At 38.2% G+C, this 25,747-nt stretch carries 28 protein-coding genes; 18 read left to right on the plus strand and 10 right to left on the minus strand.

From position 1 onward, the window contains the following. The 7 genes from H7254_RS17705 to H7254_RS17735 form a co-directional block, all read left to right on the plus strand. The coding region (locus H7254_RS17705) for an alkaline phosphatase family protein (protein ID WP_301934236.1) at positions 1 to 924 on the plus strand (924 nt) is incomplete at its 5' end. A 4-nt stretch (positions 925 to 928) separates the two neighbouring features. Next, positions 929 to 1,498: an HD domain-containing protein gene (locus tag H7254_RS17710; RefSeq protein WP_301934237.1), complete on the plus strand. Its 570-nt coding sequence runs from the start codon at positions 929 to 931 to the stop codon at positions 1,496 to 1,498. A gap of 63 nt (positions 1,499 to 1,561) precedes the next feature. Beyond that, complete coding sequence (gene phnA / locus H7254_RS17715; RefSeq protein WP_301922056.1) at positions 1,562 to 2,800, plus strand: phosphonoacetate hydrolase; 1,239 nt, start codon at positions 1,562 to 1,564, stop codon at positions 2,798 to 2,800. Positions 2,801 to 2,812: 12 nt separating this feature from the next. Next, positions 2,813 to 4,282, plus strand: a complete 1,470-nt coding sequence (gene phnY / locus H7254_RS17720) for a phosphonoacetaldehyde dehydrogenase (protein ID WP_301934238.1) — start codon at positions 2,813 to 2,815, stop codon at positions 4,280 to 4,282. A 74-nt stretch (positions 4,283 to 4,356) separates the two neighbouring features. After that, complete coding sequence (locus H7254_RS17725; protein ID WP_301934239.1) at positions 4,357 to 5,442, plus strand: 2-aminoethylphosphonate--pyruvate transaminase; 1,086 nt, start codon at positions 4,357 to 4,359, stop codon at positions 5,440 to 5,442. 33 nt (positions 5,443 to 5,475) lie between these two features. After that, complete coding sequence (locus H7254_RS17730) at positions 5,476 to 6,711, plus strand: FAD-binding oxidoreductase (RefSeq protein WP_301934240.1); 1,236 nt, start codon at positions 5,476 to 5,478, stop codon at positions 6,709 to 6,711. 160 nt (positions 6,712 to 6,871) lie between these two features. After that, positions 6,872 to 8,197 carry a DUF5690 family protein gene (locus tag H7254_RS17735; RefSeq protein WP_301934241.1) on the plus strand — a complete coding sequence of 442 codons (1,326 nt, stop codon included), beginning with the start codon at positions 6,872 to 6,874 and terminating at the stop codon, positions 8,195 to 8,197. On the opposite strand, the gene H7254_RS17740 is transcribed toward H7254_RS17735, so the two are convergent. The 4 genes from H7254_RS17740 to trmB form a co-directional block, all read right to left on the minus strand. Next, complete coding sequence (locus H7254_RS17740) at positions 8,194 to 8,934, minus strand: hypothetical protein (RefSeq protein WP_301934242.1); 741 nt, start codon at positions 8,932 to 8,934, stop codon at positions 8,194 to 8,196. The two genes, H7254_RS17735 and H7254_RS17740, sit on opposite strands and share 4 nt — an antisense overlap. A gap of 67 nt (positions 8,935 to 9,001) precedes the next feature. Then, the gene (locus H7254_RS17745; protein WP_301934243.1) at positions 9,002 to 9,394 is read right to left on the minus strand and encodes an MGMT family protein; all 393 of its coding nucleotides are present in this window, start codon (positions 9,392 to 9,394) and stop codon (positions 9,002 to 9,004) included. Between the two features lie 24 nt (positions 9,395 to 9,418). Next, entirely contained in the window at positions 9,419 to 9,616 is a 198-nt protein-coding gene (locus tag H7254_RS17750) for a DUF5522 domain-containing protein (protein WP_301922063.1), read from the minus strand. 6 nt (positions 9,617 to 9,622) lie between these two features. Then, on the minus strand, positions 9,623 to 10,321 hold the full coding sequence (gene trmB, locus H7254_RS17755) for a tRNA (guanosine(46)-N7)-methyltransferase TrmB (RefSeq protein WP_301934244.1): 699 nt from the start codon (positions 10,319 to 10,321) through the stop codon (positions 9,623 to 9,625). A gap of 217 nt (positions 10,322 to 10,538) precedes the next feature. Here trmB and H7254_RS17760 point away from each other — a divergent pair, with 217 nt between their 5' ends. Further along, positions 10,539 to 10,985: a hypothetical protein gene (locus tag H7254_RS17760; protein ID WP_301934245.1), complete on the plus strand. Its 447-nt coding sequence runs from the start codon at positions 10,539 to 10,541 to the stop codon at positions 10,983 to 10,985. Positions 10,986 to 11,081: 96 nt separating this feature from the next. Then, positions 11,082 to 11,324, plus strand: coding sequence for a hypothetical protein (locus H7254_RS17765; protein WP_301934246.1), 243 nt, complete (start codon positions 11,082 to 11,084; stop codon positions 11,322 to 11,324). Positions 11,325 to 11,440: 116 nt separating this feature from the next. Here H7254_RS17765 and meaB read toward each other — a convergent pair whose 3' ends face one another. After that, complete coding sequence (gene meaB, locus H7254_RS17770) at positions 11,441 to 12,331, minus strand: methylmalonyl Co-A mutase-associated GTPase MeaB (RefSeq protein WP_301934247.1); 891 nt, start codon at positions 12,329 to 12,331, stop codon at positions 11,441 to 11,443. 167 nt (positions 12,332 to 12,498) lie between these two features. On the opposite strand from meaB, the gene H7254_RS17775 reads away from it, so the two are divergent. The 6 genes from H7254_RS17775 to H7254_RS17800 all read left to right on the plus strand — a co-directional run bounded on the left by H7254_RS17775 (position 12,499) and on the right by H7254_RS17800 (position 16,822). Next, on the plus strand, positions 12,499 to 13,134 hold the full coding sequence (locus H7254_RS17775) for an LON peptidase substrate-binding domain-containing protein (RefSeq protein WP_301934248.1): 636 nt from the start codon (positions 12,499 to 12,501) through the stop codon (positions 13,132 to 13,134). Positions 13,135 to 13,222: 88 nt separating this feature from the next. Beyond that, positions 13,223 to 13,954 carry a type III pantothenate kinase gene (locus H7254_RS17780; protein WP_301934249.1) on the plus strand — a complete coding sequence of 244 codons (732 nt, stop codon included), beginning with the start codon at positions 13,223 to 13,225 and terminating at the stop codon, positions 13,952 to 13,954. Then, positions 13,954 to 15,306, plus strand: coding sequence for a hypothetical protein (locus H7254_RS17785; protein ID WP_301934250.1), 1,353 nt, complete (start codon positions 13,954 to 13,956; stop codon positions 15,304 to 15,306). The genes H7254_RS17780 and H7254_RS17785 overlap by 1 nt, the downstream gene beginning before the upstream one ends. Positions 15,307 to 15,319: 13 nt before the next feature. Then, positions 15,320 to 15,892 carry an LPS export ABC transporter periplasmic protein LptC gene (lptC, locus tag H7254_RS17790; RefSeq protein ID WP_301934251.1) on the plus strand — a complete coding sequence of 191 codons (573 nt, stop codon included), beginning with the start codon at positions 15,320 to 15,322 and terminating at the stop codon, positions 15,890 to 15,892. Between the two features lie 153 nt (positions 15,893 to 16,045). Continuing rightward, entirely contained in the window at positions 16,046 to 16,393 is a 348-nt protein-coding gene (locus tag H7254_RS17795) for a Spx/MgsR family RNA polymerase-binding regulatory protein (RefSeq protein ID WP_301922072.1), read from the plus strand. A gap of 12 nt (positions 16,394 to 16,405) precedes the next feature. Beyond that, on the plus strand, positions 16,406 to 16,822 hold the full coding sequence (locus H7254_RS17800) for an OsmC family protein (RefSeq protein ID WP_301922073.1): 417 nt from the start codon (positions 16,406 to 16,408) through the stop codon (positions 16,820 to 16,822). Between the two features lie 110 nt (positions 16,823 to 16,932). Here H7254_RS17800 and H7254_RS17805 read toward each other — a convergent pair whose 3' ends face one another. The 4 genes from H7254_RS17805 to H7254_RS17820 all read right to left on the minus strand — a co-directional run bounded on the left by H7254_RS17805 (position 16,933) and on the right by H7254_RS17820 (position 21,671). Further along, complete coding sequence (locus H7254_RS17805; protein WP_301934252.1) at positions 16,933 to 18,513, minus strand: DHA2 family efflux MFS transporter permease subunit; 1,581 nt, start codon at positions 18,511 to 18,513, stop codon at positions 16,933 to 16,935. A gap of 85 nt (positions 18,514 to 18,598) precedes the next feature. Beyond that, positions 18,599 to 19,699 (minus strand): HlyD family secretion protein, encoded by a 1,101-nt coding sequence (locus H7254_RS17810; RefSeq protein ID WP_301934253.1) that lies wholly within the window; start codon positions 19,697 to 19,699, stop codon positions 18,599 to 18,601. 30 nt (positions 19,700 to 19,729) lie between these two features. After that, the gene (locus H7254_RS17815; RefSeq protein ID WP_301934254.1) at positions 19,730 to 21,052 is read right to left on the minus strand and encodes a TolC family protein; all 1,323 of its coding nucleotides are present in this window, start codon (positions 21,050 to 21,052) and stop codon (positions 19,730 to 19,732) included. Next, a complete protein-coding gene (locus tag H7254_RS17820; RefSeq protein ID WP_301934255.1) occupies positions 21,042 to 21,671 on the minus strand; it encodes a TetR/AcrR family transcriptional regulator in 630 nt (209 codons plus the stop codon). Before H7254_RS17820 ends, H7254_RS17815 begins: the two co-directional genes overlap by 11 nt. A gap of 169 nt (positions 21,672 to 21,840) precedes the next feature. Between H7254_RS17820 and H7254_RS17825 the strand changes: the two genes are divergently transcribed. Further along, positions 21,841 to 22,659, plus strand: coding sequence for an NAD(P)-dependent oxidoreductase (locus tag H7254_RS17825; RefSeq protein WP_301934256.1), 819 nt, complete (start codon positions 21,841 to 21,843; stop codon positions 22,657 to 22,659). Between the two features lie 346 nt (positions 22,660 to 23,005). On the opposite strand, the gene H7254_RS17830 is transcribed toward H7254_RS17825, so the two are convergent. Next, positions 23,006 to 23,368, minus strand: coding sequence for a hypothetical protein (locus H7254_RS17830; RefSeq protein ID WP_301934257.1), 363 nt, complete (start codon positions 23,366 to 23,368; stop codon positions 23,006 to 23,008). A 404-nt stretch (positions 23,369 to 23,772) separates the two neighbouring features. On the opposite strand from H7254_RS17830, the gene H7254_RS17835 reads away from it, so the two are divergent. Both H7254_RS17835 and H7254_RS17840 read left to right on the plus strand, forming a co-directional pair. Next, positions 23,773 to 24,663 (plus strand): hypothetical protein, encoded by an 891-nt coding sequence (locus tag H7254_RS17835; protein WP_301922080.1) that lies wholly within the window; start codon positions 23,773 to 23,775, stop codon positions 24,661 to 24,663. 365 nt (positions 24,664 to 25,028) lie between these two features. Then, entirely contained in the window at positions 25,029 to 25,619 is a 591-nt protein-coding gene (locus tag H7254_RS17840; protein WP_301934258.1) for a Uma2 family endonuclease, read from the plus strand. Positions 25,620 to 25,747 lie beyond the last annotated feature (128 nt).

Below are 25,747 nucleotides of genomic sequence, written 5' to 3' on the forward strand. Positions count from 1 at the left end.
AGATTTACAAAAGACAGTAGTGGAACAAGTGGAAATTTTTGGATGAAAGATGCAGGCGAAAGACGTAAAAAACTTTTTCCTTTTTTATGGAATACCATCGCCACAAAAGGGCAGTTATATGGTAACAGGATATTTGATAATAAAGTAAATAATGCCAACCCGTACTATTTTTCTTACCCGGGCTACAACGAAATTTTTACCGGTTATCCGGACACATTGGTAAATAGCAATGATAAGATATGGAATAAAAATACCAACGTTCTGGAGTTTATCAATCAACAAAAAAATTATAAAGGAAAGGTTGCAGCCTTTACTACCTGGGATGTATTTCCTTACATTTTAAATACAAAAAAAAATAAGCTTTTTGTAAATGCAGATGTGGATACTTTAAAATTTACAAATGCTTCACTGCAATTGATTAATGATATGCAATTGCTTACTACAAGGCCAATAGGCGTAAGGCCAGATGTGTTTACTTATTTTGCTGCAAGAGAATATATGAAGGCGTATCAGCCAAAAGTTTTGTACATCGCTTTTGATGAAACAGATGATTTTGCACATGGCGGGGAATATGATCAATATTTAAAAAGTGCGCATGCAGAAGATGCCATGATTGCTGATTTGTGGAAGTATATCCAATTAACACCAGGGTATAAAAATAAAACTACTTTAATTGTAACCTGTGATCATGGCAGAGGTGATAAAATAAAAGAAAACTGGCAGCACCACGGCAGTAAGATTGAAGATGCCGGGCAAATATGGATAGCGGCCATTGGCCCGGATACAGCACCAAAGGGAGAAATAAAAACTTCGGGACTGTTGTATCAAAAGCAACTGGCAGCAACATTTGCAAGGCTTTTAAATTTAAATTTTACTGCCAGTCATCCGGTGGCACCACCAATTGAAACTATTTATAAAAGATAAGGATATGGAAAAAGAACAAACAGCAAATACAGCAAAAGAGATTGTGCATTTATTTGAAAAATATGGTCACGAAGATTATGATGGCGAGCCCGTTTCGCAAACATCGCACATGGTACAATGCGCCATGCAAGCCATACAGGAAGGTGCAGATACAGAACTTATTTTAGGTGGCTTTTTGCATGATATCGGCCACTTATTGCGTCATGAACAAAATACAGAAGCAATGGGAACTTTTGGTGTGGTAAACCATGAAGGTTTGGGAGCAGATTATTTAAGGGCAAAAGGATTTTCCGAAAGAATATGTGCTACGGTAGAAAAGCATGTAGATGCCAAAAGATTCCTGGTAGCCACCCAGCCTGCTTACCGGTTAAAGCTTTCAGAAGCCAGTTTGCAAACACTTATATGGCAGGGAGGCCCAATGAATGAAGAAGAAGTAGCCGCATTTAAATTACATCCTTTTATGCAGGATATTATTAAAGTAAGGTTATGGGATGAAATGGCAAAAGATGCAACTGTTACACTACTTCCTTTGCAGTATTTTAATACATTAATTGCAAACTATTTTAATAATTAACTGAGAGCGTTTTAATGGAAAAGTAAATTTCAAAAAACATTTTATTTAACAAACAATTTAACGATGAATATTTCAACCAATGAATTCTCTGTAAATGGTAAAACCTATCAGCCATCCGCCAAACCAATTGTAGTGATTTGTATTGATGGATCTGCCGATGAATACCTTGATATTACAATGGCGCACGACCGTATGCCCAACCTGAAAAGCATGACTGTTAATGGTTACAGGGGAATGGTACGGGGTGCATTACCTTCTTTTACCAATGTCAATAATTCTTCCATTGTTACAGGTGCTTCACCCGCTGTGCATGGCATAAGCGGTAACTTTTTTTACAATGCCGCCATCGACCAGGAAGTAATGATGAACTCATCTGAATACCTGCGTGCTGAAACCTTACTGGCAGCTGCCGCTGATGCAGGCCGTAAAGTTGCCGTGGTTACTGCTAAAGAAAAATTAAGGGATATTTTATCTTATAAATTAACCGGCATTGCCTTCTCTGCCGAAAAAGCCAACCTTGCAAAAAAGGAAACACATGGTATTGAAAATGCAGAAGAAGTTATTGGTTTTCCTACTCCGGCTATTTACAGTGCCGATGCAAGTTTATTTGTATTGCGTGCGGGTGTAGCATTGATAGAAAAAGGAATTGCAGATTTTCTTTACCTGTCTTTAACAGATTATATGCAGCATACTTATGCGCCTGAAACCGAAGCGTCGCTTGCCTTTTATGAAGCAATGGATGCAGAGATAGGTAAAATGATAGCGCTTGGTGCTGTTGTAGGAGCTACAGCAGATCATGGAATGAATGCCAAAGTAAAAGCAGATGGAACACCAAATGTTTTATTTGTAGAAGATATGCTGGAAGCACAATTTGGTGAAGGCTTCAGGGTAATTTGTCCTATCACAGATCCCTATGTAAAACACCATGGTGCGCTGGGTTCTTACGTGGTGGTGCATGTGCCGGATACTTCAAAAGTGACTGAAATAAAAAATTGGTTAATGCTGCAGCCCGGTATTACAGAAGTATATGACAAAGCAACGGCTGCAATCGTTTTAGAACAGCCGGAAGATAGAATTGGTGATATTGTAGTAATGTCTGGCCGGGATGTGGTGGTGGGTAGAAGACCACAATACCACGACCTGTCTGCACTCGATGGCAGTCTGCGTTCTCATGGCGGACGATATGAAGAGATGGTGCCGATGATTATTTCACATCCTTTAAATACCGCCTACAAAATAAAAGCCGCAGGCGATCCCCGCAATTTCGACATCTTCGATTTTACTGTAAATGGAACAAACTAAAAAATTAAAGTCATGAGTGAAATCACTGAAAAACAAAATCCGCCTGCTAACAATAATATAATGGATATTATAAATACCGGTTGCTATGTTGCGGGTAATAAAATTGAATCAGAAAAAATATTGGAAGTAAGAAGTCCTTACGATAACCGGTTGGTAGGAACAGTTGCCCTGGCCAATGCTACCCACGCAGAGCAGGCAATAGAAACTGCTTTAAAAGGCGGTCAAAAATTAACCCGTTACGATCGTTTCAGCATTCTTGATAAAGCAAGGCAATTGCTGATTGAACGCAGGGATGAGTTTGCAAAAATAATTAGCGCAGAGTCAGGCTTAGCCATCCGGGAAGCCATTTATGAAACCGGCCGGGTACACGATGTATTGATGTTTGCTGCAATGGAAAGTTTGAAAGATGATGGACAGATTTTTTCCTGCGATATTTCGCCACAAGGAAAGGCACGCAAAATATTTACAACAAGGGAACCGCTGTCACTGGCGCTATGCATCACACCTTTCAATCACCCGCTTAACCAGGTGGCGCATAAAATTGCACCCGCCATTGCAGTAGGTACACCGGTAATTTTAAAACCCTCAGAGAAAACACCCTTAACTGCAATTAAGTTTACTGAGTTACTGTACGATGCAGGATTGCCGCATTATATGCTTAGCACTTTATTGGGTCCTACCAATGAAATTGCTGAACCATTGGTGAAAGATCCACGAGTTGAGATAGTCTCTTTTACAGGAAGTGTGACAGTGGGTAAAAGAATTGCAACTGTGGCTGGATATAAAAAAGTGATTCTTGAATTGGGTGGAAATGATCCTATAATTATATTGGAAGATGCAGACATGGATATGGCTGTACATCTTGCTGCTGAAGGATCTTACCGCAACAGCGGGCAGCGTTGCACGGCAGTAAAGCGAATACTGGTTCATGAAAAAATTAAAGAAGCGTTCACAGAAAAATTTGTACAAAAATCAAAAAGCTATATCTGTGGTGATCCGTCGGATGCGGCAACGGTAGTGGGAACTGTTATTGATGAAGCCTCGGCTATCTATCTTGAAACCGTAGTAAACAAGGCAGTTGAACAAGGTGCTAAAATATTATTGGGCGGCAGGCGCTCGGGTGCTTTGATGGAGCCAACCGTAATTACAAACGTGCCCCGCAATGCAGATATGGTGATGCAGGAATCATTTGGTCCACTTGCTCCCATTCTTGCATTTAAAGATATTGATGACGCCATTGCATTAAGTAATTCTACCGCTTACGGTTTATCAAGTGGTATCATTACTAATAATATGCAGCATGCTATTCGTTTTATAAAAGAATTAAAAGTGGGTACTGTAAACATCAATGAAGTGCCTGGCTACCGCATTGAGAGTTCGCCTTTTGGCGGTATAAAAGATTCCGGACTTGGTGTAAAAGAAGGGGTAATAGAAGCTATGAAATGTTTCACATTTGTAAAAACATTTTCTATGCCCTGGTAAGTTTTATACAATAGTAACGGCTCTAAAAATCGATTTTATTTTATTCTTACAGATCATTTATCAAAAAATTATACATGCAAAAACTATTGTTTACACCGGGTCCGCTGTCTACTTCTAAAACGGTAAAGGAAGCTATGCTGGAAGATATGGGATCAAGAGATCATGCATTTTTACTGGCAGTAAAAGACATCAGAAATGGACTGTTAAAACTGGCGGGTGTTTCAAAAGAAGAAGGCTATGAATGCGTGATAATGCAGGGTTCAGGAACCTTTGGTGTAGAGAGTGTGGTGGGTAGTGTGGTGGGAACAAATGATACATTGGCCATTCTGGTGAATGGCGCTTACGGTGAACGCATCGTAAAAATGGCAAAAATTAATCGCATCAATCACGTTGTGTTGCGTTTTGAAGAAGACGAAATTGTTACACCGGAAGCAACAGAAAAATTGTTAAATGAGCATCCGGAAGTTACTCATGTTGCCTGTATCCATAGCGAAACCACTACGGGTCTTTTTAATCCGGTAGAAGCGATCGGGGCTGTTTGTAAAGCACACAATAAATCTTTTATTGTAGATGCCATGAGCAGTTTTGGAGGTGTTGAAATGGATATAAAACAAATGCACATTGACTTTCTGGTTTCGTCTTCCAATAAATGTATTGAGGGTATCCCGGGGTTCTCGTTTGCATTGTGTAAGCGAACTGAATTGGAAAAGGCAAAAGGCCAGGGCAGAAGCTTAAGCCTTGATTTATATGACCAGTGGAACGGGTTGGAAAGCAACGGGCAGTTTCGTTTTACGCCTCCAACATTAAGCATTATGGCTTTTCGCCAGGCAATGAAAGAACTAGAAGAAGAAGGGGGAGTAAAGGCAAGAGAAGAACGGTATAAAACAAATAAAAAAATACTGGATGAAGGGATGGCCGCACTTGGATTTAAACAATATTTACGGCCCCAAATTCAGGGCCATATCATTACCTCCTTTTTATATCCCACGGATATTCCATTCAACTTCGAAGATTTTTACAATCAGCTCAACGACAGGGGATATGTAATTTACCCCGGTAAACTCAGTAAGGCGGATGCATTTCGCATCGGCAATATTGGCCAGATTTTTCCAGAGGATATTAAAGGTCTTGTTGCTGCGGTAAAGGAAGTGTTACAATAATATTTTTTCAGATAATTTATTCTTCAAAATATCATGGTCATAAATACTTCTGAAAAAGCCGATGTAGTGGTGATTGGTGGTGGTATTTTTGGTTGCGCCATTGCTTATTATTATACCCGCAACAATCCTGGTAAAAAAATCATCTTGCTGGAGCGTAATGAAATTTGTAATGCTGCCACAAGTCATGCCGCAGCCTTGCTTACAAGAATAAGGGCAAAGAAAGATTTCATCCCGCTTTCCCTGGAAACCTACCGGGTAATTGCTGAAATGGAAAAGCAATTAAATGAAACGCTTGATGTAAAAAGAGTAGGCGTATTGCATGTTGCCGCCAGTGAATCAACTATTGCAGATCTTGATAGTTTGATGAAAATTGCAGCTACCTTCAGCGAACCTGCCACCTACCTGCAAGCCGAAAAAGTACAAGCTAAAATTCCCTGGTTAAAAACACAGGATGAATGGAAGTTTGGCTTTATGCCACAGGAGTCTTATTGTGATCCTTACCTGTTGGGAACATTCTTTGCCCGTTGCGCAAAACTGCAGGGTGCCGAAATAAGGCAGGGAGTGGAAGTAACCAACATTTTGATGGAAGATAATATAGCTGTTGGTGTTGCCACTTCAGATGGAAATATATATGCGGGGGCAGTTGTTATTGCGGCAGGCGCATGGTCGCCGGTACTTGCTATGGAGGTTGGTATTGGTTTACCAATGGCACCGGTAAGAAGCCAATACTGGATCACGGAGCGAAGTAAACTATTTCCTGTTGACAGCCCTATTGTTATTTTGCCAGATGCACAAGCCTACGCACGGCCAGAAAGCGGCAGCCTGCTTTTCGGTATCCGGGAATTAAAATCTTTTTCAACCTCGCCAGCAAATATCCCCCAAAATATTAACGAATTTTCTTTTAGTGATGATAAGGGCACGGGTGATCTTGCGGCAGTGATTGATAAGCTCGCCCGTTTTTTTCCAATGGTATACGATACGGGCCTGAAGTATTATATCGCCGGATTTTCGGGGTATACGCCAGACAATTATTTAAGCATGGGCATTGTTCCAGGTGTTAAAAATTTATTTGCCGCAACGGGCTGCGTTGGCGCAGGTATTTCTGTTGCCGGTGGTGTAGGGCTTGCGTTTGCTGAAATGATTGCCGGTAAACCGAACCCGTATGATTTTACCAATTTCAATCTGGAACGTTTCGGAAAAATAGATCCATTCAGCAATGCATGGCTGGATAAATGTGCCATGGCGAGGTCGCAAAAAAGGAGCGGCTAAATTTTTTTATAATTTTACTGGTGATGAGATGTTATGCAACGTTCAATTGTAAACCGGCATTTTAGAAACTACATTGTTATCCGGAATATAATATTGAAATATTACTGAATAAACTTAATTTGATTCTCTGTTTCAATTGTAAATAAAAATAAATTACCGAATGTACACTTCTGTTTTACTGAAAAATAAAATAAAAAATCTGCCGCCATGGGCACTTTCAGTTTACGGAGCTTTAAGTGCCTTTTGTGTTTACTTCTGCATGTATGCTTTTAGGAAACCCTTTGCTGCTGCTGGTTTTGCAGGACTGAGTTTTCTTGGGTTCGATTATAAAGTATGGCTGGTAACTGCACAGGTAGTTGGTTATATGCTAAGTAAATTTTATGGTATAAAATTTATTTCTTCCATGAAGGGAGAAAAGCGGGCCATTACTATCGTAAAATTAATACTGCTTGCGTGGCTTGCATTATTTTTGTTTGCTGTTACTCCGGCACCCTATAATATTATTTTTCTTTTTCTAAACGGGTTTCCTTTGGGTATGGTTTGGGGGTTGGTATTTAGTTTCCTCGAAGGAAGAAAGTCTACAGAGTTTATGGGGGCCGTTCTTTCAATTAGCTTTATATTTTCTTCAGGTGTGGTAAAAAGTGTTGGTAAGTCAATTGTGTTAAACTGGCATGTGAGTGAAATGTGGATGCCTTTTATTGCAGGTTCTTTTTTTGTGATACCGATGATTTTATTTACCTGGTTGCTCAATCATATTTCACCACCAACCGAGGAAGATGTGCTTTTAAGAAGTGTAAGAAAGCCGATGACCGGTGCAGAAAGAAAAGCTTTTATCCGTACTTTTTTACCCGGAATTATTATCATTGTGTTTACGTATGTTTTGCTCACTATTCTAAGAGATTTCCGCGACAATTTTTCCAACGAATTATGGAAAGAAATGGGATACGGAAACAATGCCGCTATTTTTACGGAGACTGAAACCTATGTATCGCTGATAGTACTGCTGTGCATGAGTTTGCTGATACTGGTAAAAAATAACATCAGGGCTTTTATGATCAATCACTTCATCATTATTGTTGGGTATGTATTGGCGTTGATTTCAACACTTTTATTTCAGGCAAAATATATCAATCCTGTGGTATGGATGACGATGATTGGTACCGGATTGTACCTTAGCTATGTACCATTCAACGCCTTGTATTTTGAAAGAATGATAGCAACCTACAAAGTAAAAAGTAACATTGGTTTTATCATGTATATAGCCGATGCATTTGGTTACCTGGGAAGCGTACTGGTATTGTTTTTAAAAGAATTTATCGGCGTTAAATTATCATGGACAAATTTTTTTACCGATGCAGTACTCATCATTACCGTAATTGGTATTGCCGGAACTTTTATTGCGGCTTTTTATTTTAAAAGAAAATACGGAGTGGTAGAAAAGCGAAATGTGGAATCCGCATTGTTGTCTAACAAAGTTCCTGTTTAAGCCACCTGCACTATAATTTTTGAAGTACCCAAATAAGTGATGATCACCTTTATTACATCACCAATTTGTACGGTTGGTAACGAAGTATTAGTCTCCTTTTTTTTGTCTTCGGCAATCTTTGCCTGTATTTTTTTATCCACCACATTTACAAAAATGCCATGTGGCGTTACTTTATTTACAACTGCATCCATCACCGTTTTCTTTTTAAAACATTGCATAGCATACATATACTCCGGGATGTATTCACTCCTAAAAAGAGCCGCCGTAACTTTATCGGGTTTGTCCGTATTTTCTAGTTTAAAAAATACCGGTTCGTTTAAGTTATTTTCTCCTGGTCTTTTTTCCCAGGGCGATAAAATGAGTGGAAAGAAAATATAGCTACCAGTTTCTTTAACAAAATAATCTTCATCAACTTTTTTAAGATAACCTACAAAACGATTTTCAACGTATGATTTATTGATGAGGTTATCCAATGCATTGTTGAAATGAAACTGCAGGCAATCTGCAATCATTTTATCACCTCTTGCAGATAAGGTAATGATAAAACTAACTTCATCCCCCACATGAAACTGGTGTATTTTTCTAATAATTTTCTCTTGCTTTAATTTTAACTGTTCTTTTTCACTGATATTACCACTGATGGTTTTTTTCTTTCCGTTGTGTTCGTATTCTATGGTAGCATAATCTTTATCATGGTTGATAAATGTGATCTTGCCCATTGTAGTTTTTTCATCCATAGCGTAAATATTAAATTCAAATTTTGTAACAGCCGAAAGTAAGTTTAATAAATGAGTAAGCGGGAGCTTATAAACCAAGTTCTGCTGAAGGTTCCCAAAAAACTTTTTTAAAATCAATGATTTTATCTTCTTTCACACCAATCTTTTCTTTCTTTAGTAATTCTTCCATCAATGTGGGTGTTCCAAAATGATGTTTGCCGGTAAGCTGCCCATTTCTGTTCACAACTCTATGTGCAGGTATTTTTGGTTGGGCAACATGGGCTGCATTCATTGCCCAGCCTACCATACGGGCCGATAGTTTTGTACCTAAATAAACAGCTATTGCTCCATAAGAAGTAACTCTTCCCTTCGGAATTTGCCTCACCACATCATACACATCTGCAAAAAAACTGAATTCTTTTACAGCGCTTTTGGCTGTTTCTTTTAGGGGATCATTTTTAGGGGCTGATTTTTTTATCATATTGTAAAAGATACAAAAGAAGTTTTATGCTTTCTCATTTCGATCAATATCTGGAGGAATAATTTTTTCTGCGGCGGTATTGGGTACATTGATATAATTAAAGGGACAATGTTTGCAGCCGTTGCCACAGCAACTGCCTCTTTGCAAATGCCAGGCGGCAGTAAACACAACATAGCCCTGTTCATTGTAATAAAAATCCGTACCTTCTACCATGTTACCCATAAATAATTAATTATTTTCTGTGTTTTTTAATTCTTCCTGTAGTTCATCATCCAGGTTAGCAATGGTAACAGGCAGCTTAAATTTAAGGTAATGTATTTTTCTACTTTGCGCTATGTCAAGCGCTTCGTAATGTGTTTTTATTCTTAACTCTTCTGTTGGGTTGCTTACACCCACATCTGCACAATCATCAACCAATTGTAAACCGCATAAGTCAATAACTCTTTTGGTGAAGCGGTATAAATCGGGCGAATCCGTTTTTAGATGGATGCTGCCTCCCTTTGTCAAAACCTGCTGATACAAACGCAAAAACTGTGGATGTGTCAGTCTTTTTTTTGCTTTGGAAGTGCGCAATTGAGGGTCGGGAAAAGTAATCCATATTTCACTTACTTCACCCGGCGCAAAGTATTGCGGAAGCATGGCTATTTGGGTTCGTAAAAATGCGGCATTGGTTAATTTTTCATCCAGGCATTTTTTTGCACCAATATAAATACGGTTGCCTTTTATATCTACCCCAATAAAATTTTTGTCAGGAAATAACCTGGATAAACCAACGGTATATTCTCCTCTGCCGCAGGCAAGTTCCAATATAACGGGATGATTGTTTTTAAAAAAAATATTCCATTGGCCCGGCATACTTTCAGGGTATTCCAACACATTGACAAAGCTTTTAATATCTGTAAAACGTTGTAATTTTTTTTGTGCCATTGGCCGCAAATATAATAAATGACAGCCATCGGCAGTACTATCATATGCTTGTATTTACATTGAAAATGATTGAACGAATATACTGGTACAGTAAAAAATTCGTCTTATACTATGGAGTAATTTACACTATGCATGTTTTTAAACAAAAGATTTGCCTAAACATTAGTAAATTTGTCCTTATAAATTCAATAACCTACCTGTTTGCATAATGAAGGGAATGTTTAAAATTCTAAGACTTTTCTATATTTTATTTCCCCTGGCCGTAATTCCTTTGATGGTGTCAATGTCGGGTAATGGATTCTATTTATTTGGAATTGTATGTTACTACCTGGGTGTTATCCTGGTTGCAATTAAGCAAAAAATAATTTTTATGATTCCTTTATTTTTTTGCGGTTGGTTTTGGTATACTTACGGATTCGGTGTACACGACTATGTTTTCTTTTTATTTATGAGCATGTTTGCAGGGGCTGCATTGTATCAGCTTGCTCAAAATGCAAAGCATTTTACTACAAGCGTTTTGCCGGAAAATAAAGAAGCCAGGGAATATGAGTTGAAAATTGAAGAGATGAATGCAAAATTAAAGCAATACAAACAAATACATCCTACAACGGTTATTACGCCTGAAATAATAGACAGTATTAGAAACGATGTCTTTTTCAGATAGCCTCCAAACGATTATTGTGAGTTGATAATCTGATTAAAATCAACATGCCATTGTTTGAATATATTTATACTTTATCTTTACAATGCAATGAAAAAAATGTGTACCTTAATTTTTATGTTTTTGTTGATTACTGCTTTTACACACACAGTAAATGCACAATGTTCTATTTGTACTAAAACTGCCCAGCAATTGGGCGAGGGTCCTGCCCAGGGCTTAAATAGCGGTATTATGTATTTAATGTTTACTCCCTTTATCTTAGTAGGTCTTATCGGTTACCGCTGGTATAAAACCAACAAGGATGCAGAGGAAATGCCGGATGTAAACAACAATACCTTATAGACTACTTTTTAATTTCTGACAGAAAAGGCAATTGATAATTTTAAATGTATGATGCCTGGTGAAGCTAATTGTGGTAAATACATTCCCCCTCATCAGCCATCCGAAATCCGGTACTTTCAGAATTGTTGTATAAACCGGTATAAATTAAAACCCACGCTAGCCAGTTCTATCTTGTTTTTTAAAACTGCTTTGCTGATACCAGCCATTTTTTTTTGCTGAATCAGGTAGTATGCTTTTTCGGTCAGCAGCCAGTATTTTTTATCGTTCGTTTTCTGATGGCTGATATTTTGCAAAATGGCTTTAAACAATTCATCAATTCCCTTTTTTTGTAACGCAACAATTTTAATAACAGGCACCGGTACTTGTTTGCTGTTAAATGCAGGAGCCAGCATGTGCCGCAGATTTTTAGCAAATATATCCGCATCCGGCCGGTCTGCTTTATTTACAACAAAAATATCTGCAATCTCCATTAGCCCGGCCTTCATGGTTTGTACCTCATCTCCCGATTCTGGTACCAACACAACAACGGTTGTATCTGCCAAACCGGCAATTTCAATTTCACTTTGCCCTACTCCAACTGTTTCAACTAAAAGGTAGTCAAAGCATGCAGCTTTTAATAAATCGGTTATTTCAATAATTTTAGGATGCAAACCACCCAGTGAGCCCCTTGTGGCCAGTGAACGGATGAAAACGTTTGGGTTATTATACCATTCGCTCATCCGGATTCTATCGCCTAATAAAGCGCCTGAATTAAAGGGAGAAGAGGGGTCTATACAAAGAACGCCTGCTTTTTTCCCCTGGCTGGTAATATGGGCAATTAAAGCATCAACCAGGGTGCTTTTGCCTGCACCGGGCGGGCCTGTAATACCAATTACAGGCGTGGCAGCAGCAGGTAAAAGCTGTAGTAATTGTTCATATCCGGCCACTTCGTTTTCTACCAAAGAAATACACCTTGCCAGTGTTTTTATATCGCCTTGCTGAATTTGCTGCAGTTGTTGTTGCCACATGTAACAAAATTCATTGTAAAAAAATCAAATTCCAAATATTTGAAGCACTGCCCTATTGTTACATTACAGGGTGAACATTTAATTTTTTGTAGCACTTGTTGTTTAAAGGCGGCATGGTTTTGTGATTATAATTTGTTATTAACTTCGGATAAAATTTAACGAGCATTATGACCAATTTTATAAGCATATTTCCCCTGTCGATTGTTGTGTATCCCGGCGAAGAACTCAATTTGCACATATTTGAGCCACGCTATAAACAACTGATGAACGATTGCAGGGAAGCCAAAAAAACATTTGGTATACCATCTGTTATTGGTGAAAAAATAACTGAGTTAGGAACCCTGATGGAACTGGTTGAGATAACGGAAGTATACGATAATGGAGAAATGGATATTAAAACCAGGGGAGTGGAAGTGTTTCGTATTTTAGAACTGGTGAAAGAAGTACCGGGTAAATTGTACAGCGGGGCTATTGTAAATTATCCCGAAAATTCTGATAAAAACAAACCTGTTTTAATGCAAAAAGTAATTGAAATAATTGGTCAGTTGCATACAATTTTAAAAGTTAAAAAAACATTTTCTAAACCGGAAGACCAGTTGCGTAGTTTTGATGTGGCGCATCACGCCGGGCTTTCGCTGGAAGAAGAGTACGAATTACTGGGTTTGTTTAATGAACTGCAGCGACAGGAATATTTAAAACAACACCTCTTAAAGGTTTTGCCGATTGTTGCAGAAATGGAAACATTAAAAAAAAGAATACAACTGAACGGGCATTTTAAAAATCTGGAAGGGTTTAAACTTTAAAATCATCCAGGGTTTTGCAACAGCAAATATTTGTAAAGACATTCATTTTAACGGATTAACCGGTAGTTTTACGGCGAAAAATTATTAAATGAAAAAAACACTTTGTTTCGATTTTGGCAATACCAGACTAAAATGTGGCTTTTTTGAAAACGATGTGTTTAGAGAAGAGTTTTTGTTACCGGCTGATAACTTACCGGCTATTGAAAAATTATTGAAGAAGTACCAACCTCAAAACACCATTCTGTCTTCAGTAATTGAACACAATATTGCTGTGGAAATATTACTTGCCACAAATACAAATTTTCACAAACTATCCCATCGTAGTAAAATAAATTTTACAACTGCAGTGGGCAAACCGGAAACGATCGGTGCTGACCGTCTTGCATTAATTGCTGCTGCTGTACATTATTATCCCGGTAAAAATAACCTGGTAATCGGGCTGGGAAGCTGCATCACCTACAACTTTATAAACCAATGCAATATATTTATTGGCGGATCCATTTCTCCAGGCATGGAAATGCGTTTTAAAGCCATGCACCTCCATACTGCCTTTTTACCCATTGTGCAAAAAGACTGGAATTTCCCGGTGATTGCCTATGATACAAAAACAAATCTTCAAAGTGGTGTAATTGCCGGAATAACCTTTGAAATTGATGGTTTCATCGATTATTATAAGGATAAATATGATAACTTTAACGTGGTTTTAACCGGGGGCGATTCGGCCTATTTTGCTGGGCAACTTAAAAACAGCATATTTGCAGACTTAAATTTTTTATTCAAAGGACTTTTCGCTATCAGCGAAGTTAATAACTGCAAATAATGATGAGATTGACAGGCTTGGTTTTAACCGTACTTTTTTATACATCTGTTGCGGCGCAGGAAAACTCTCCTTATTCCCGTTATGGTTTCGGCGATCTTTCCCCCAATCACAATATTATTACCAGGGGTATGGGCGGTATAGCCGCAGGGTATTCAGATTTTCAAAGCATCAATTTTATCAATCCTGCCAGTTATGGAAATCTTGGCTATGTAGAGCCTTCAGTTGTAAAAACCAATCCTAATTATCAGCGCAGCACCATTTTTGAGTTTGGTGCAGAAATCGACAGCAGAACTTTAAATAGCACCGTTCCCTTAACCAAGTTTACTTCCAATAATCTCAGCATGTCTTATGTGCAACTTGGCTTTCCAATAAAAATGAAAAAAGCCAACCGGAAGGGTATTTTTTTAGGTGCTGATTTTGGTTTGAAACCAGTTTCAAAAATTAATTATAAAATTGCAAGGTTCGAACGTTTATCGGGCATAGATAGTTTAGCCACTTTTTATGAAGGCAATGGTGGGTTAAATGAAGTTGCCGGAGGCCTGGGCATACGCATAAAAAAACTTAGCCTTGGATTTAATGCAGGCTATGCTTTTGGTAACAAAGATTACAGTACAAAGCTTACTTTTTTAAACGATACGGTACATTATTATTCTTCCAACACGTCTAACAGAACTAATTATGGTGGTGGCTTTATTAATGCAGGGCTGCAATACGAAATAATATTGAAGAGCAAAGCATTGATCAGGTTGGGTGCTTATGGCAATTTAAAACAAACTTTAAAAGGTAGTCAGGATATTATGGTGCAAACAGTAAGAACTGATGCAAATGGCACCGATAGTAAAATTGACAGCGTTTTCCAAAGTAATGTAAAGGGCGATATTGTACGTCCTGCATCTTATACAATAGGGTTTACTTACCGAGACAGTGCAGCCCACTGGAGTTTTGGCGCAGATTATGAAACTACCAAATGGCAGGATTATAGTTTTTACGGCCAGCCCGGCCAGGTTACCAATAACTGGAAAATAAGGGCAGGAGTAGAATATTTTCCTGCATCTTATAATACACCGGTTAGTAAATATTTTAATTTTGTACACTATCGTATTGGATTTAATTACGGTCCGGATTATATAAAAGTAAATAACAATTTACCGGAATATGGTTTTACATTCGGTGCAGGGTTTCCCTTAAAATTGAGAAGGGGTTATTTTGAAACACAATCATCGATGTTAAATACGGCCATTGAAATTGGCAGCAGGGGCGACAATAAATCAAACCTCAGAGAAAGTACAGTACGAATCTGTGTTGGGTTATCTTTAGGCGATCTTTGGTTCAGGAGATATAAGTATGATTAACCCTTTACATGTTATGCAAAGTAAAAAGCTATATAAAATTATTTTGGCAGCCGTTTTAACTAGCTGCTTTTTTTTATGCAGTTGCGAAAATACCCAGAGCGAAATTGACAGTTTTAATAAGAAAGATATTGCAGTAGAAGTAGGTAAAAATGTGGTGATTAAATATTCCGTAGCCGGGATAAAAAAAGCCATCTTAACCGGACCATTGATGTACCGGGTACAGGATACAGTACCTTATATTGAGTTTCCTAAAAACATTCATGTAGATTTTTTTGGTATACGGGATAGTATCGAAAGCAAGCTGGATGCAAAATATGCCCGGTATAAAGAAAGCCAGAGTAAAGTATTTTTAAAAGACAGTGTAAGAGTGATAAATGTAAAAGGAGATACGCTTTATTGCGATGAATTATACTGGGACAGAATCCGCACCGGAGCAGAGTTTTACACAGACAAACCCGTACGTATCCGCACCAAAACACAAATAATCGATGGCATTGGAATGGAAGCCCGGCAGGATTTTAAGGAATACGTTATTAAACATCCAACAGGCGTAGTATCGGTGCCGGCGACACAATTTCCTAATTAGGGAAATTGACAGATAACAACAGGAAGATTTTAATTGTAATACAAATTTAATTATTAATTCAGCAGAGTACGTTTACCGGTGTTTACACCCCGAAAATAATATTGGAAATAACAAACCATCCTGAAACAAAATCGTGAATGGTACAATTTAGATATGAATAAAATAATTGTTTACGGCATACCCAATTGTGATACCATTAAAAAAACACTCGATTGGTATAAAAATAAAAATATTGGCGTTGAATTTGTAGACTTTAAAAAATCAGGTATTACAAAGGAAAAGCTAGGTTACTGGAGTAAAAAAGTTGGGTATGAAATATTACTAAATAAAAAAAGTACTACCTGGCGAAGTCTGGAAACAGCAACACAACAAAAAATTATAAATGAAGAAGCGGCCATACAATTGATGCTGGAATATACCAGTATTATTAAAAGGCCGGTAATAGAAATTAACGACAATGTTATAGTTGGTTTTAACGAAACATATTTCACCAAACAATAAAAAAACAAAAGAATGAAACGTAACGCAACCGCCGTATGGAACGGCACTGGCAAAGAAGGTACTGGTAATCTTACTACTCAAAGTACTACTTTAGATAAAACCCAATTCTCGTTTAATTCACGTTTTGCTGAAGGCGTGGGTACTAACCCGGAAGAATTAGTAGCCGCAGCGCATGCAGGCTGCTTTAGCATGAAGCTTAGTTTTGTATTGGGCGCTGCTGGTTTTACAGCAGATGAAATCAATTCAAAATGCGATATCACTTTAGACCCTGCAGCCGGTGCAATCACTGAATCCCATTTAACTATTTCAGCAAAAATTCCTGGTATCAGTAAAGAGCAGTTTGATGCAGCGGTGGCAGATGCAAAAGCCAATTGCCCAATCTCGAAGTTATTGAATACAAATATCACCCACGAGGCGGTGTTATTGTAAGCGGATAGAAAATTAAAAATAAAAAAAATTAAAAGGCCGGAGATTGTGGAGTAAATGCTTCCCGTTTTCGGCCTTTAATTTATAAATTATTACTCATCACTGATCACTTGTTAGTGCATTGCTTCTCCCAAATCCATCTTCTTTATCTTATTGCCTTTTACCATTATTACGAAAGGAACACAAATTAAAAACATAACACCTAGATAAAAGAATACATCCATGTAAGAAAGTACAGCGGCCTGTTTGGTTACCGTATGATCCAATGCAGCATAACTGCTTTTTAGTGCTACATCTGCATTCAATCCTTTGCTGACAAAGTTATGCTGCAGGGCCTGTACCCGTTGTTGCACAGCCGGATTGTTTACATCCAGTTTGCTTACCAGGTCGCTGCGGTGAACCATATTTTGACGGGCCATAAAAGTGGTAATTAATGCCACACCGAATGAGCCGCCCAGTTGGCGCATCATACCTGTAAATGCAGCACCCTGGCCTATTTGCTGTCCTTTTAATGTTGAAAGTGATAATGCGGTAATTGGAATAAATAACATACCCATACCCAGCCCGCGAACAATCAGCATCCAAAAAAATGCATCTGAATCTGTATCGGGCGTTACAATAAAATAACCCCAAAAAGTAAAGACGGAAAACAGTACCATACCACCAGCCACCAGGTATTGTTGCGGCACTCCTTTTTGTAATAATTTTCCAATGATGGGCATCATTACGGCGGTGGTTAATGCAGCGGGTACCATCAGCATACCGGCCTGCTGGGCTGTCCATCCCAGTATGGATTGTGTATATAGTGGAATGATAAAAGTAGATCCATACAATCCAAAACCCATGATAAATGAAAGAATAGTACCCACCCGGAGGTTACCATTTTTTAATACCCTTAATTCTACAATCGGGTTTTTAAAACTCGTTTCACGCCAGATAAAAAAGAACAATCCTAAAACAGCCGCCACTGACAGGTATAAAATAGCACTGCTGTTAAACCAATCATCATCCTGCCCTTTTTCCAACACATATTGTAAAGAACCTACCGTAAGCGCCAGTAAACCAATACCCAGCCAATCGATATTGCTGCCGGTACTTTTTTCGCCGTATTTGGGGCTGCGAACAAATTGCAACGTGAGTAAAGTAGCAATTACGCCAATAGGAATATTGATGTAAAAAATATAGGGCCATGAAGCATGGTCTACAATATAACCACCTAAAGGCGGTCCTAAAGTAGGGCCAATAATTACACCTAAACCATAAATGGCCTGTGCCATACTTCTTTTTTCAAGCGGGTAACTTTCAGTTATAATTGTTTGTGAGGTTACCAGCAAAGCTCCTCCGCCAAGGCCCTGTAAAAAACGAAAAAGTACCAGCTCCCAGATTCCGGAAGCATTACCACATAAAAAAGAACAGACAGTAAAAAGTATGATAGAAGCAGCAAAATAATTGCGGCGGCCAAACTGTACAGAAAGCCAGCTTGTCATTGGCACGATGATAACATTACCAATAGCATAAGCTGTAATAACCCAGGCCACTTCTGTTAAGGTTGCTCCCAGTGAACCACGCATATCGTTGAGCGCCACATTTACAATGGTGGTATCCACAATTTCAAGCAAGGCGCAAAATATAGCAGTGATGGTAATGATCACCCGCCTTGATCCATATTCTATTAAAGAGTCCGTTTGTTGCATAAAATTTATTTTACACCTATTCTAAAGGGCTATAATACGTTTGCCAATAATGGCACCACTCCGGGATGGGGCAGCCTTTCCCTGTTTATAAATGTACATCCACATCCACATTCATACCTGGCCTTAATTGCTTAACTAGCGAATCTGCAGGATTTACAAATTCAATTTTAACCGGTAGCCGTTGCACAACTTTTACAAAATTACCGCTGGCATTATCAGGTGGTAACAAGGCAAAACGGGAACCGGTAGCAGGTGAAAAAGAAGTCAGTGTTGCTTCAAAGTCATGACCAGGAAATGCATCTGCATGTAATATTACCCGCTGTCCAATCCTCATTTTTTCAAACTGCGTTTCTTTAAAATTAGCCACTACCCAAATGTCGTTGTTTAATACAATGCTGAACAATGACTGGCCGGGTTGTAGAAACTGACCTTCCTGTACGTTTACTTTTGATACCATACCAGATTCCGGTGCTGTAACAACTGCATAAGAAAGATTTAGTTTTGCTTCCGCAACATCCACTTGTTTTTGTTTAATCACTGCATCTGCCACGCCAATTTGTGAAGAGGTTGCACTGCTTTGTGAACTAACGGCACTGGTTTGCCGTGCTACCTGGTTTTTTTGTTGAACCAATATCTGTAACTGGCGCTCGGCGGTTTGTTTGGCGGCATCAGCCTGCTCAAATTGTTGTTGGGTGATGGAGTGATCTTTAATCAGGTTTGCATACCGGTCATAATCCTGGGCTGTTCTGCGCACATTTATTTTAGCTACTTCTATTTGTGCATCTGCCGTAGAAATACCAGCTTGTGTAGTTGCAATATTGGCTCTGGAAGCGTTGGTGTTTGCCTTTGCCGCATCAAGGTTGGATTGAGCAGTAGCTTCCGCAGCTTTTGCAGCCTGTAGTTTTACAGCAAGGTCACGATCGTCTAATATTAAAAGCGTATCCCCTTTTTTAACAATCTGGTTATCCTTTACCCGCACTTCTTTCACATAGCCTGCTACCCTTGGTATTACCGGGCTTATATTGGCTTCAATTTGTGCATTGTCAGTTTCTTCATGGTGTAGCCCATGAAGGTATTTAGTAAGACCGAACCAACCGCCGGCAATTACCAGTACAATTAATATAATTAAAAAAATTTTACTTTTTTTAGGTGCTGCTTTAGCCGGGTTATCTGTTTCGTTTTGCATAAAAATGTATTGTATGTTTTGGTATTATTATTAGTTATTTAAAATACCTGCAGTTTGTAATAGTGTATTATAGGCTACCACTGCGTCTGCAATTGCATTGCTTACGTTTAATTTGGTTTGTAACTGGGCTACGTCTGCGTCCAGCAAATCGGTGGTGGTGGCCAGTGAATTGTCGTATTTATTTTTGGTGATGCGGTAATTTTCCGTGGCTTGTTCAATCGCTTTCTGGTACACTTCTATTTTTTTGCGACTCAGTAAATACCCCTGGTATGCCTGGTTAATCTGTAAACGGATATTATCGTTCAGCATCTCCTGGCTGGCAGTTATCTGTTGCACCCTTGCATCTGCCTGCTCTATTTTCGATTTTGTTTTCCACAAAGAGGAGAGAGAATATTTTACTCCAACACCCACGGTAATTGCATTGGTAATGGTTAAAAATGCAGGAAGATTGGCTGCGATATACCCGGCAGTTAGTGCAAGGCTGGGATAATAATCTGTTTTTGCCGATTTGATGCCAAGCTCCGCAGATTTTTTGCGTAAAGCCAAAGCGTTGATATCATTGCGGGCCATCAGTGCCAGTTGTTCGTATTCTTCAATCGTTTTGATACTATAGGTTTGTTGCAGGCTGAATGAATCAGCAATTAAAACAGTTTGTTCTTTCAGGCCCAGCATCAGCGCCATATTTACGCTGGCTATTTTATTATTGCTTTCTGCATCCAATAAAGTAAGGGCAATGTTGGAAGATTGAAGGGCTACTTTTAACAAGTCGTTTCTTGGTACCAATCCATTTTTTTCAAGATTAGTAAAATCCTTCACCCGTTGATTCGACTGCTCCAGATTTTCTTTTACCAATGTTACCGCCTTCATTGATTTAAACAGGTTGCTGTAGGCATTGATTGTGTTCAATATCACGGCTTCTTTGTTATCAGCAGCATCCAGCTTTGCAGCTTCTTCCAAATATTTAGCCGATTCAATACCGTATTTTATTTTCCCGCCAGTGTACAATGGCAGCGCAGCATTGAATATCCCATACATTGCCTGGGAAACTTTTAGACCACCAATGCCTTTACGCGAAGTATCTGATTTTAAATGTATGTTTGGACTTACAGGCAGATAGAGATAAGAGCCACTAACGGTTACATCGGGTAAGCGACGTTCACTTGCTTCTTTTATGACTGCAGTGGCTTCATTAATTTTTGCCTTGTTATTTTTTAGCAGATGACTATTGGTAACGCTAAGGTTAATAGCTTCTTTTAAAGTGATTGTTCTTGTGCTATCCTGTGCAAGTAATGATTGAATATTTACAAGGCACAGCAATAAAAAAATTCCGGCTGTTGTTAGTTTATGCTTCATTGGTTAATATTACTTTGAATAAAGTTTTTATGTGAATGCTTAATCTTCTTTTGAAAATAAGCTGAAATTCTTCTTCGTTTAAATCCTGCTGGTTATTAAATTCCCGGTAATAATCCATACTTATCAGGCTTTGCGATACCGTGCCTATCATGGTGTTCAGCATCAGTACTATATCTACTTTCTTTTTAAACACGCCTTTTTTCTGCCCTTCTTTAATCAGTTCGGTTACCACGGCTGCATTGCGCAGTTTTACCTTATTAGCTGCTTTTAAAATGGCCGGATTTTTATTGGTTACCTGAACACCCACCATTATTTTGTGAAAGCATTGTTTTTGCATGATACGTTCAATGTGTTCATCAATCAGGATGTTCACTTTTTCCAATGGCGTAAGGCTTTCATCCTTAATCAGCGATTCTATCCGCATCTTTACGGTACCTACCCGCAATTCAAAAAGGGCTTCCATCAGTTTTTCCTTACTGCCAAAATAGTAGGAAATCATCGCCACATTTATCCCGGCCTCATCGGCAATATCCCTTACAGAAGTGCCATCAAAGCCTCTCTCTGCAAAAAGGCGTTCCGCAGTTTCTATAATCTGTATTTGCTTGTCAGTAAATTCCATACCCTTGAATGATTGAAAGCACAAAGTTAAACAAACGTTTAATTAAAATCAAACAAATGTTTAATTAATTTTTTAGCAAACATTTTTCAGGTAAAAAAAGAAAAATTGAAATCACCGGTCAATTTAATTACGCAACGGCTTTTTGATTAGATTTGGAAAAACATTCGCTATGCCATTTAAAAATAAAACGGTTGTAATTACCGGTGCCAGTCGTGGAATAGGTAAAGCCATCGGTCTGCGTTTGGCAAAAGATGGAGCCAATATTGTCATCGCTTCAAAAAGTGTGGAAGAAAATCCCAAACTGGGAGGCACTATTTTTTCTGCTGCCGCAGAAATGGAAGCGGCAGGCGGCATAGCGTTGCCGGTACAATGCGATATTCGTTTTGAAGACCAGGTACAACAAATGGTGAATAAGGCAGTGGAACATTTTGGAGGGATAGATATTTTGATAAACAACGCCAGTGCTATCAATCTTACTACAACCGAGTTAACCGAACCCAAGCGCTTCGATTTAATGTACGATATTAATGTAAGAGGAACTTTTATGGTGAGCCGTGCCTGTATTCCTTTTTTGAAAAAGAGTACCAATGCGCATATTTTAAACCTTTCTCCACCCATCAACATGGATATGAAATGGTTTGCCAATCACCTTGCTTACACCATCAGCAAGTATGATATGAGCATGATTGCTTTGGGGCTTGCAGCAGAATTAAAAAAGTTTAACATTGCCGCCAATACCTTGTGGCCTCGTACAACTATTGCAACCGCAGCCGTTAATAATTTGCTGGGCGGCCAAATGCTGATGAACATGAGCCGCACAACAGACATCATCGCAGATGCAGCCTGGTTTATTTTATCAAAGTCATCCGCTCAATGTACAGGCAATACATTTATTGATGAAGAAGTGCTGGCAGCAGAAGGCATTACTGATTTAGAAAAATATTCGGTGGTACCCGGGGCGAAATTATATACGGATCTTTTTTTGTAAAGGAATATCAGCAGATTTATTTTTCAGCTGTATTTTTCCAGAAAGCTCCCGTTGCAGCGGAGTTTTTCTAGTAAAATTTTAATTTTAAAAAAAACCACCAGTTAAATTCCGACACTGTATACGCTTCTCAATCCATACTTACACCCCTGCAAGTTTGTTGGCCTGCAGGGATAATATGCATTTACCTGCTTTAGGTTAACGCCTTAAAAAGACGTTATAAAAAACTGCTTTCGTTTATCCTGGCAGGAAGCATTTTTAAACGTCGTGGTTTTGCAGTTCATTATCATTGAAATATGGGGCGGCTTAAACCTCACCATTAGGAGGTGGTTATGGTTTTACCTTTTCCCTATACTGCTTTTCTGGCTTTTTTTGCTGCGATAAAACTATTAATAAACGCCGCCATTGCTATAATATTACTAACGATGCAGGCAAGGAATAAATATTTTTTTGGTCCCCAGTCCGATACTTTTATAAATCGGCTTATACAAATAATGAGCAACAAAAATGTTAGCGCCACTACTACATGCGATACTATTTTATTTGAATTTGCCACACCTTTTTGTAATATTAAAAACAATAAACCAAATGCAGCAGGAATAAGTGCTGTCGGTGCGTGCGTGCCTTCAGGGGTAAGTATGGCAAAGTATCCATATAGCCCTGCTGCAAGAAGTACAATTGCATTTAAAACATTTGCTGATGCTGCTTTCATTTATTTATTTTTTATGACCGTAAAGATATGAAGTTAGTTGCTAGATTTTTAATTGGAAATGAAACGGGAAAACAATGCCTGAAGATCAGCAACCAACGGTTTTATACTGATTAAACACTTTTATAGTTCAATCTCTTAAATCAGCATACTAACATTTAAGCCTTATAAATAGTTGTTTGAACTATTTATAAAAGCAAGAGCCATTTAGAAGCAGTCTAAAAATAGAATTTTTATCTGCCATCATGAGTTTGCAGAGAATACCCACCCCGGCTAACTGCCATGGCTGTGTCCCCATCAGGCATTTCCTGCAGGTAAAAGTAAAAGCAACCCCTATAACAAATTCATTTATTTTTTGTTCTTTCAAAATGAACTCCACTGCAGCAATAAACAAAATTTATAATTACATGCTTGGCGAAAAAGCCAGGGTCAATATTGATAGGGCTACATTGGGCTTTTCAATAGCGGGCTTTTTTATACATTTGATATTGATAGTGTTGGTAAACCTCAAATATATAAAAATAGGGAATGCCCATAGTTTTTTTATAAATCCTATTGCTGCAATCTATACTCCTTTTTCGTTTATTTTATTTTATGAAGTGTACCTGCTTATATTTTATCTTCCAAAATCAATCAGTAAGTACATTGGCAAACAGTACGAAATCATTACACTTATCATCATCAGGAGGGCTTTTAAAGACCTTTCGGAACTGGAACTTACCGCGGATTTTTTTACAAAAAAAAATGATATTTATTTCATGTACGACTTGCTGACCGTACTAATTTTATTTGCATTGATTATTATATTTTATGCATTATCCAGGCGAAAAGACGATGCACAGGCGGTTAAAGAAGAAAACAAAGAGATAAGCCGTTTTATTAAAATAAAAATAATAATAGCCAGTTTGCTAATGCCTGTTTTTGTTGCTTTATCTATCTACAGCTTTAGTATGTGGCTTATTGAAGTTACTGCTGTAACCAATATTTCAGCCAATACAACAGCAGACATTAATAAAATATTTTTCGATCAATTTTTTACCATCCTCATTTTATCAGATGTTTTGTTATTGCTGTTATCATTTGTGCATACTGATAAATTTAATGTTGTTATGCGTAACTCCGGTTTTGTTCTTTCTACTATTTTAATCAAGTTATCTTTTGGAACTACTGGCCTGGTTAGTAATCTGCTGATTGTTACGGCTTTGGTATTTGGGATATCAATTTTATTTTTACATAATAAATTTAACCTGTTGGAAAATACAATAGTGCTTTTACCCAGCGAACCTACAAAAGCGTAGGCCTATTTTGCGGCGCACAAAATAGACGATCGATTTCCGTACTTACAGGATTTTGGTCAGTAAACTTTTAATGTTAAAAGCAGCTCCATCAATAAAGCCCTAACACTGCAAATGACTGGCATTCAATATTCGCTTACCTGCTGCTTTATTGGGCTATCAATATAAAATGCAGCATCATGTTTTAGCTTTTCGTCATAATATTAAGTTATAAAAACCTGTTATTGCGTATTCTGGTGCAGGCGCTTTAAGTAGGGAGTTTCGCAGTTATCAGGTACAATACTGCCGACGCAAACAACCTTTTAACAAGCCTGATTTTATCATCCCTGAAACCTTTTGCGTTTATCCGGAAAGAATTAAATTTGTGTATGGAAAATATTGTGAACGAGCCAGCCTTGACGTACAATACTATTTCTTCGGAAGAATACCTGAAGCAGGAACGTATTGCAACCGAAAAGCATGAATATTACCAGGGTGAAATATTTGCTATGGACGGCGCATCAAAGGAACACAATGAAATATTCTCTAATTTTTTTGGAGACATTGCTCATCAGCTAAAAGGAAAAGTTTGCAAACCGTATGGCAGCGATTTCAGGGCGCATATTCCCAAAAATACTTTGTACACTTATCCTGATATTATCATCGTTTGTGGCAGCCCTGAATTTACGGATGATAAAACTGATACTCTTACCAATCCTTCCGTCATTGTTGAAATACTTTCGAAGTCAACCCGTACTTATGACAAGGGCGAAAAATTTACCTTATATAGAGATATTGATTCTTTGAAAGAATATATTTTAGTTGACACAGAAAAAATTCATGTAGAGAAGTATATCCGCCACGCAGACAATAGCTGGCAACTTACTGACTACAGATTTCTTGATGCATATTTTACCATAGACTGCGTACAAATCAGGCTGCTGTTAAAAAATATTTATGATGGATTTTTTTCTGAATAACATCCTATTTTTTGTCTGCGGAAATGTAAATTATTACTTGGTTTTGATTATACTATTTTTCTGATTTTCACAAACTCCTGTTAAAGAAATCCTACCCATTTTTTTATTTTGATAAGTGGTAACATTTG

The sequence above is a fragment of the Ferruginibacter sp. genome, assembly GCF_014377975.1.
Lineage (GTDB): Bacteria > Bacteroidota > Bacteroidia > Chitinophagales > Chitinophagaceae > Ferruginibacter.

Coding starts and splice junctions, on each gene's coding strand:
- H7254_RS17840 (WP_301934258.1), top strand. CDS start 25,029: ATGGAAAATATTGTGAACGAGCCAGCCTTGACGTACAATACTATTTCT.
- H7254_RS17765 (WP_301934246.1), top strand. CDS start 11,082: ATGTGTACCTTAATTTTTATGTTTTTGTTGATTACTGCTTTTACACAC.
- H7254_RS17745 (WP_301934243.1), bottom strand. CDS start 9,394: ATGATAAAAAAATCAGCCCCTAAAAATGATCCCCTAAAAGAAACAGCC.
- H7254_RS17825 (WP_301934256.1), top strand. CDS start 21,841: ATGCCATTTAAAAATAAAACGGTTGTAATTACCGGTGCCAGTCGTGGA.
- H7254_RS17750 (WP_301922063.1), bottom strand. CDS start 9,616: ATGGGTAACATGGTAGAAGGTACGGATTTTTATTACAATGAACAGGGC.
- lptC (WP_301934251.1), top strand. CDS start 15,320: ATGCAAAGTAAAAAGCTATATAAAATTATTTTGGCAGCCGTTTTAACT.
- H7254_RS17760 (WP_301934245.1), top strand. CDS start 10,539: ATGTTTAAAATTCTAAGACTTTTCTATATTTTATTTCCCCTGGCCGTA.
- H7254_RS17810 (WP_301934253.1), bottom strand. CDS start 19,699: ATGCAAAACGAAACAGATAACCCGGCTAAAGCAGCACCTAAAAAAAGT.
- H7254_RS17775 (WP_301934248.1), top strand. CDS start 12,499: ATGACCAATTTTATAAGCATATTTCCCCTGTCGATTGTTGTGTATCCC.
- H7254_RS17710 (WP_301934237.1), top strand. CDS start 929: ATGGAAAAAGAACAAACAGCAAATACAGCAAAAGAGATTGTGCATTTA.
- H7254_RS17780 (WP_301934249.1), top strand. CDS start 13,223: ATGAAAAAAACACTTTGTTTCGATTTTGGCAATACCAGACTAAAATGT.
- H7254_RS17740 (WP_301934242.1), bottom strand. CDS start 8,934: ATGGATGAAAAAACTACAATGGGCAAGATCACATTTATCAACCATGAT.
- H7254_RS17785 (WP_301934250.1), top strand. CDS start 13,954: ATGATGAGATTGACAGGCTTGGTTTTAACCGTACTTTTTTATACATCT.
- phnY (WP_301934238.1), top strand. CDS start 2,813: ATGAGTGAAATCACTGAAAAACAAAATCCGCCTGCTAACAATAATATA.
- H7254_RS17800 (WP_301922073.1), top strand. CDS start 16,406: ATGAAACGTAACGCAACCGCCGTATGGAACGGCACTGGCAAAGAAGGT.
- H7254_RS17830 (WP_301934257.1), bottom strand. CDS start 23,368: ATGAAAGCAGCATCAGCAAATGTTTTAAATGCAATTGTACTTCTTGCA.
- H7254_RS17735 (WP_301934241.1), top strand. CDS start 6,872: ATGTACACTTCTGTTTTACTGAAAAATAAAATAAAAAATCTGCCGCCA.
- H7254_RS17725 (WP_301934239.1), top strand. CDS start 4,357: ATGCAAAAACTATTGTTTACACCGGGTCCGCTGTCTACTTCTAAAACG.
- H7254_RS17795 (WP_301922072.1), top strand. CDS start 16,046: ATGAATAAAATAATTGTTTACGGCATACCCAATTGTGATACCATTAAA.
- H7254_RS17730 (WP_301934240.1), top strand. CDS start 5,476: ATGGTCATAAATACTTCTGAAAAAGCCGATGTAGTGGTGATTGGTGGT.
- H7254_RS17820 (WP_301934255.1), bottom strand. CDS start 21,671: ATGGAATTTACTGACAAGCAAATACAGATTATAGAAACTGCGGAACGC.
- trmB (WP_301934244.1), bottom strand. CDS start 10,321: ATGGCACAAAAAAAATTACAACGTTTTACAGATATTAAAAGCTTTGTC.
- H7254_RS17815 (WP_301934254.1), bottom strand. CDS start 21,052: ATGAAGCATAAACTAACAACAGCCGGAATTTTTTTATTGCTGTGCCTT.
- phnA (WP_301922056.1), top strand. CDS start 1,562: ATGAATATTTCAACCAATGAATTCTCTGTAAATGGTAAAACCTATCAG.
- H7254_RS17835 (WP_301922080.1), top strand. CDS start 23,773: ATGCTTGGCGAAAAAGCCAGGGTCAATATTGATAGGGCTACATTGGGC.
- H7254_RS17805 (WP_301934252.1), bottom strand. CDS start 18,513: ATGCAACAAACGGACTCTTTAATAGAATATGGATCAAGGCGGGTGATC.
- meaB (WP_301934247.1), bottom strand. CDS start 12,331: ATGTGGCAACAACAACTGCAGCAAATTCAGCAAGGCGATATAAAAACA.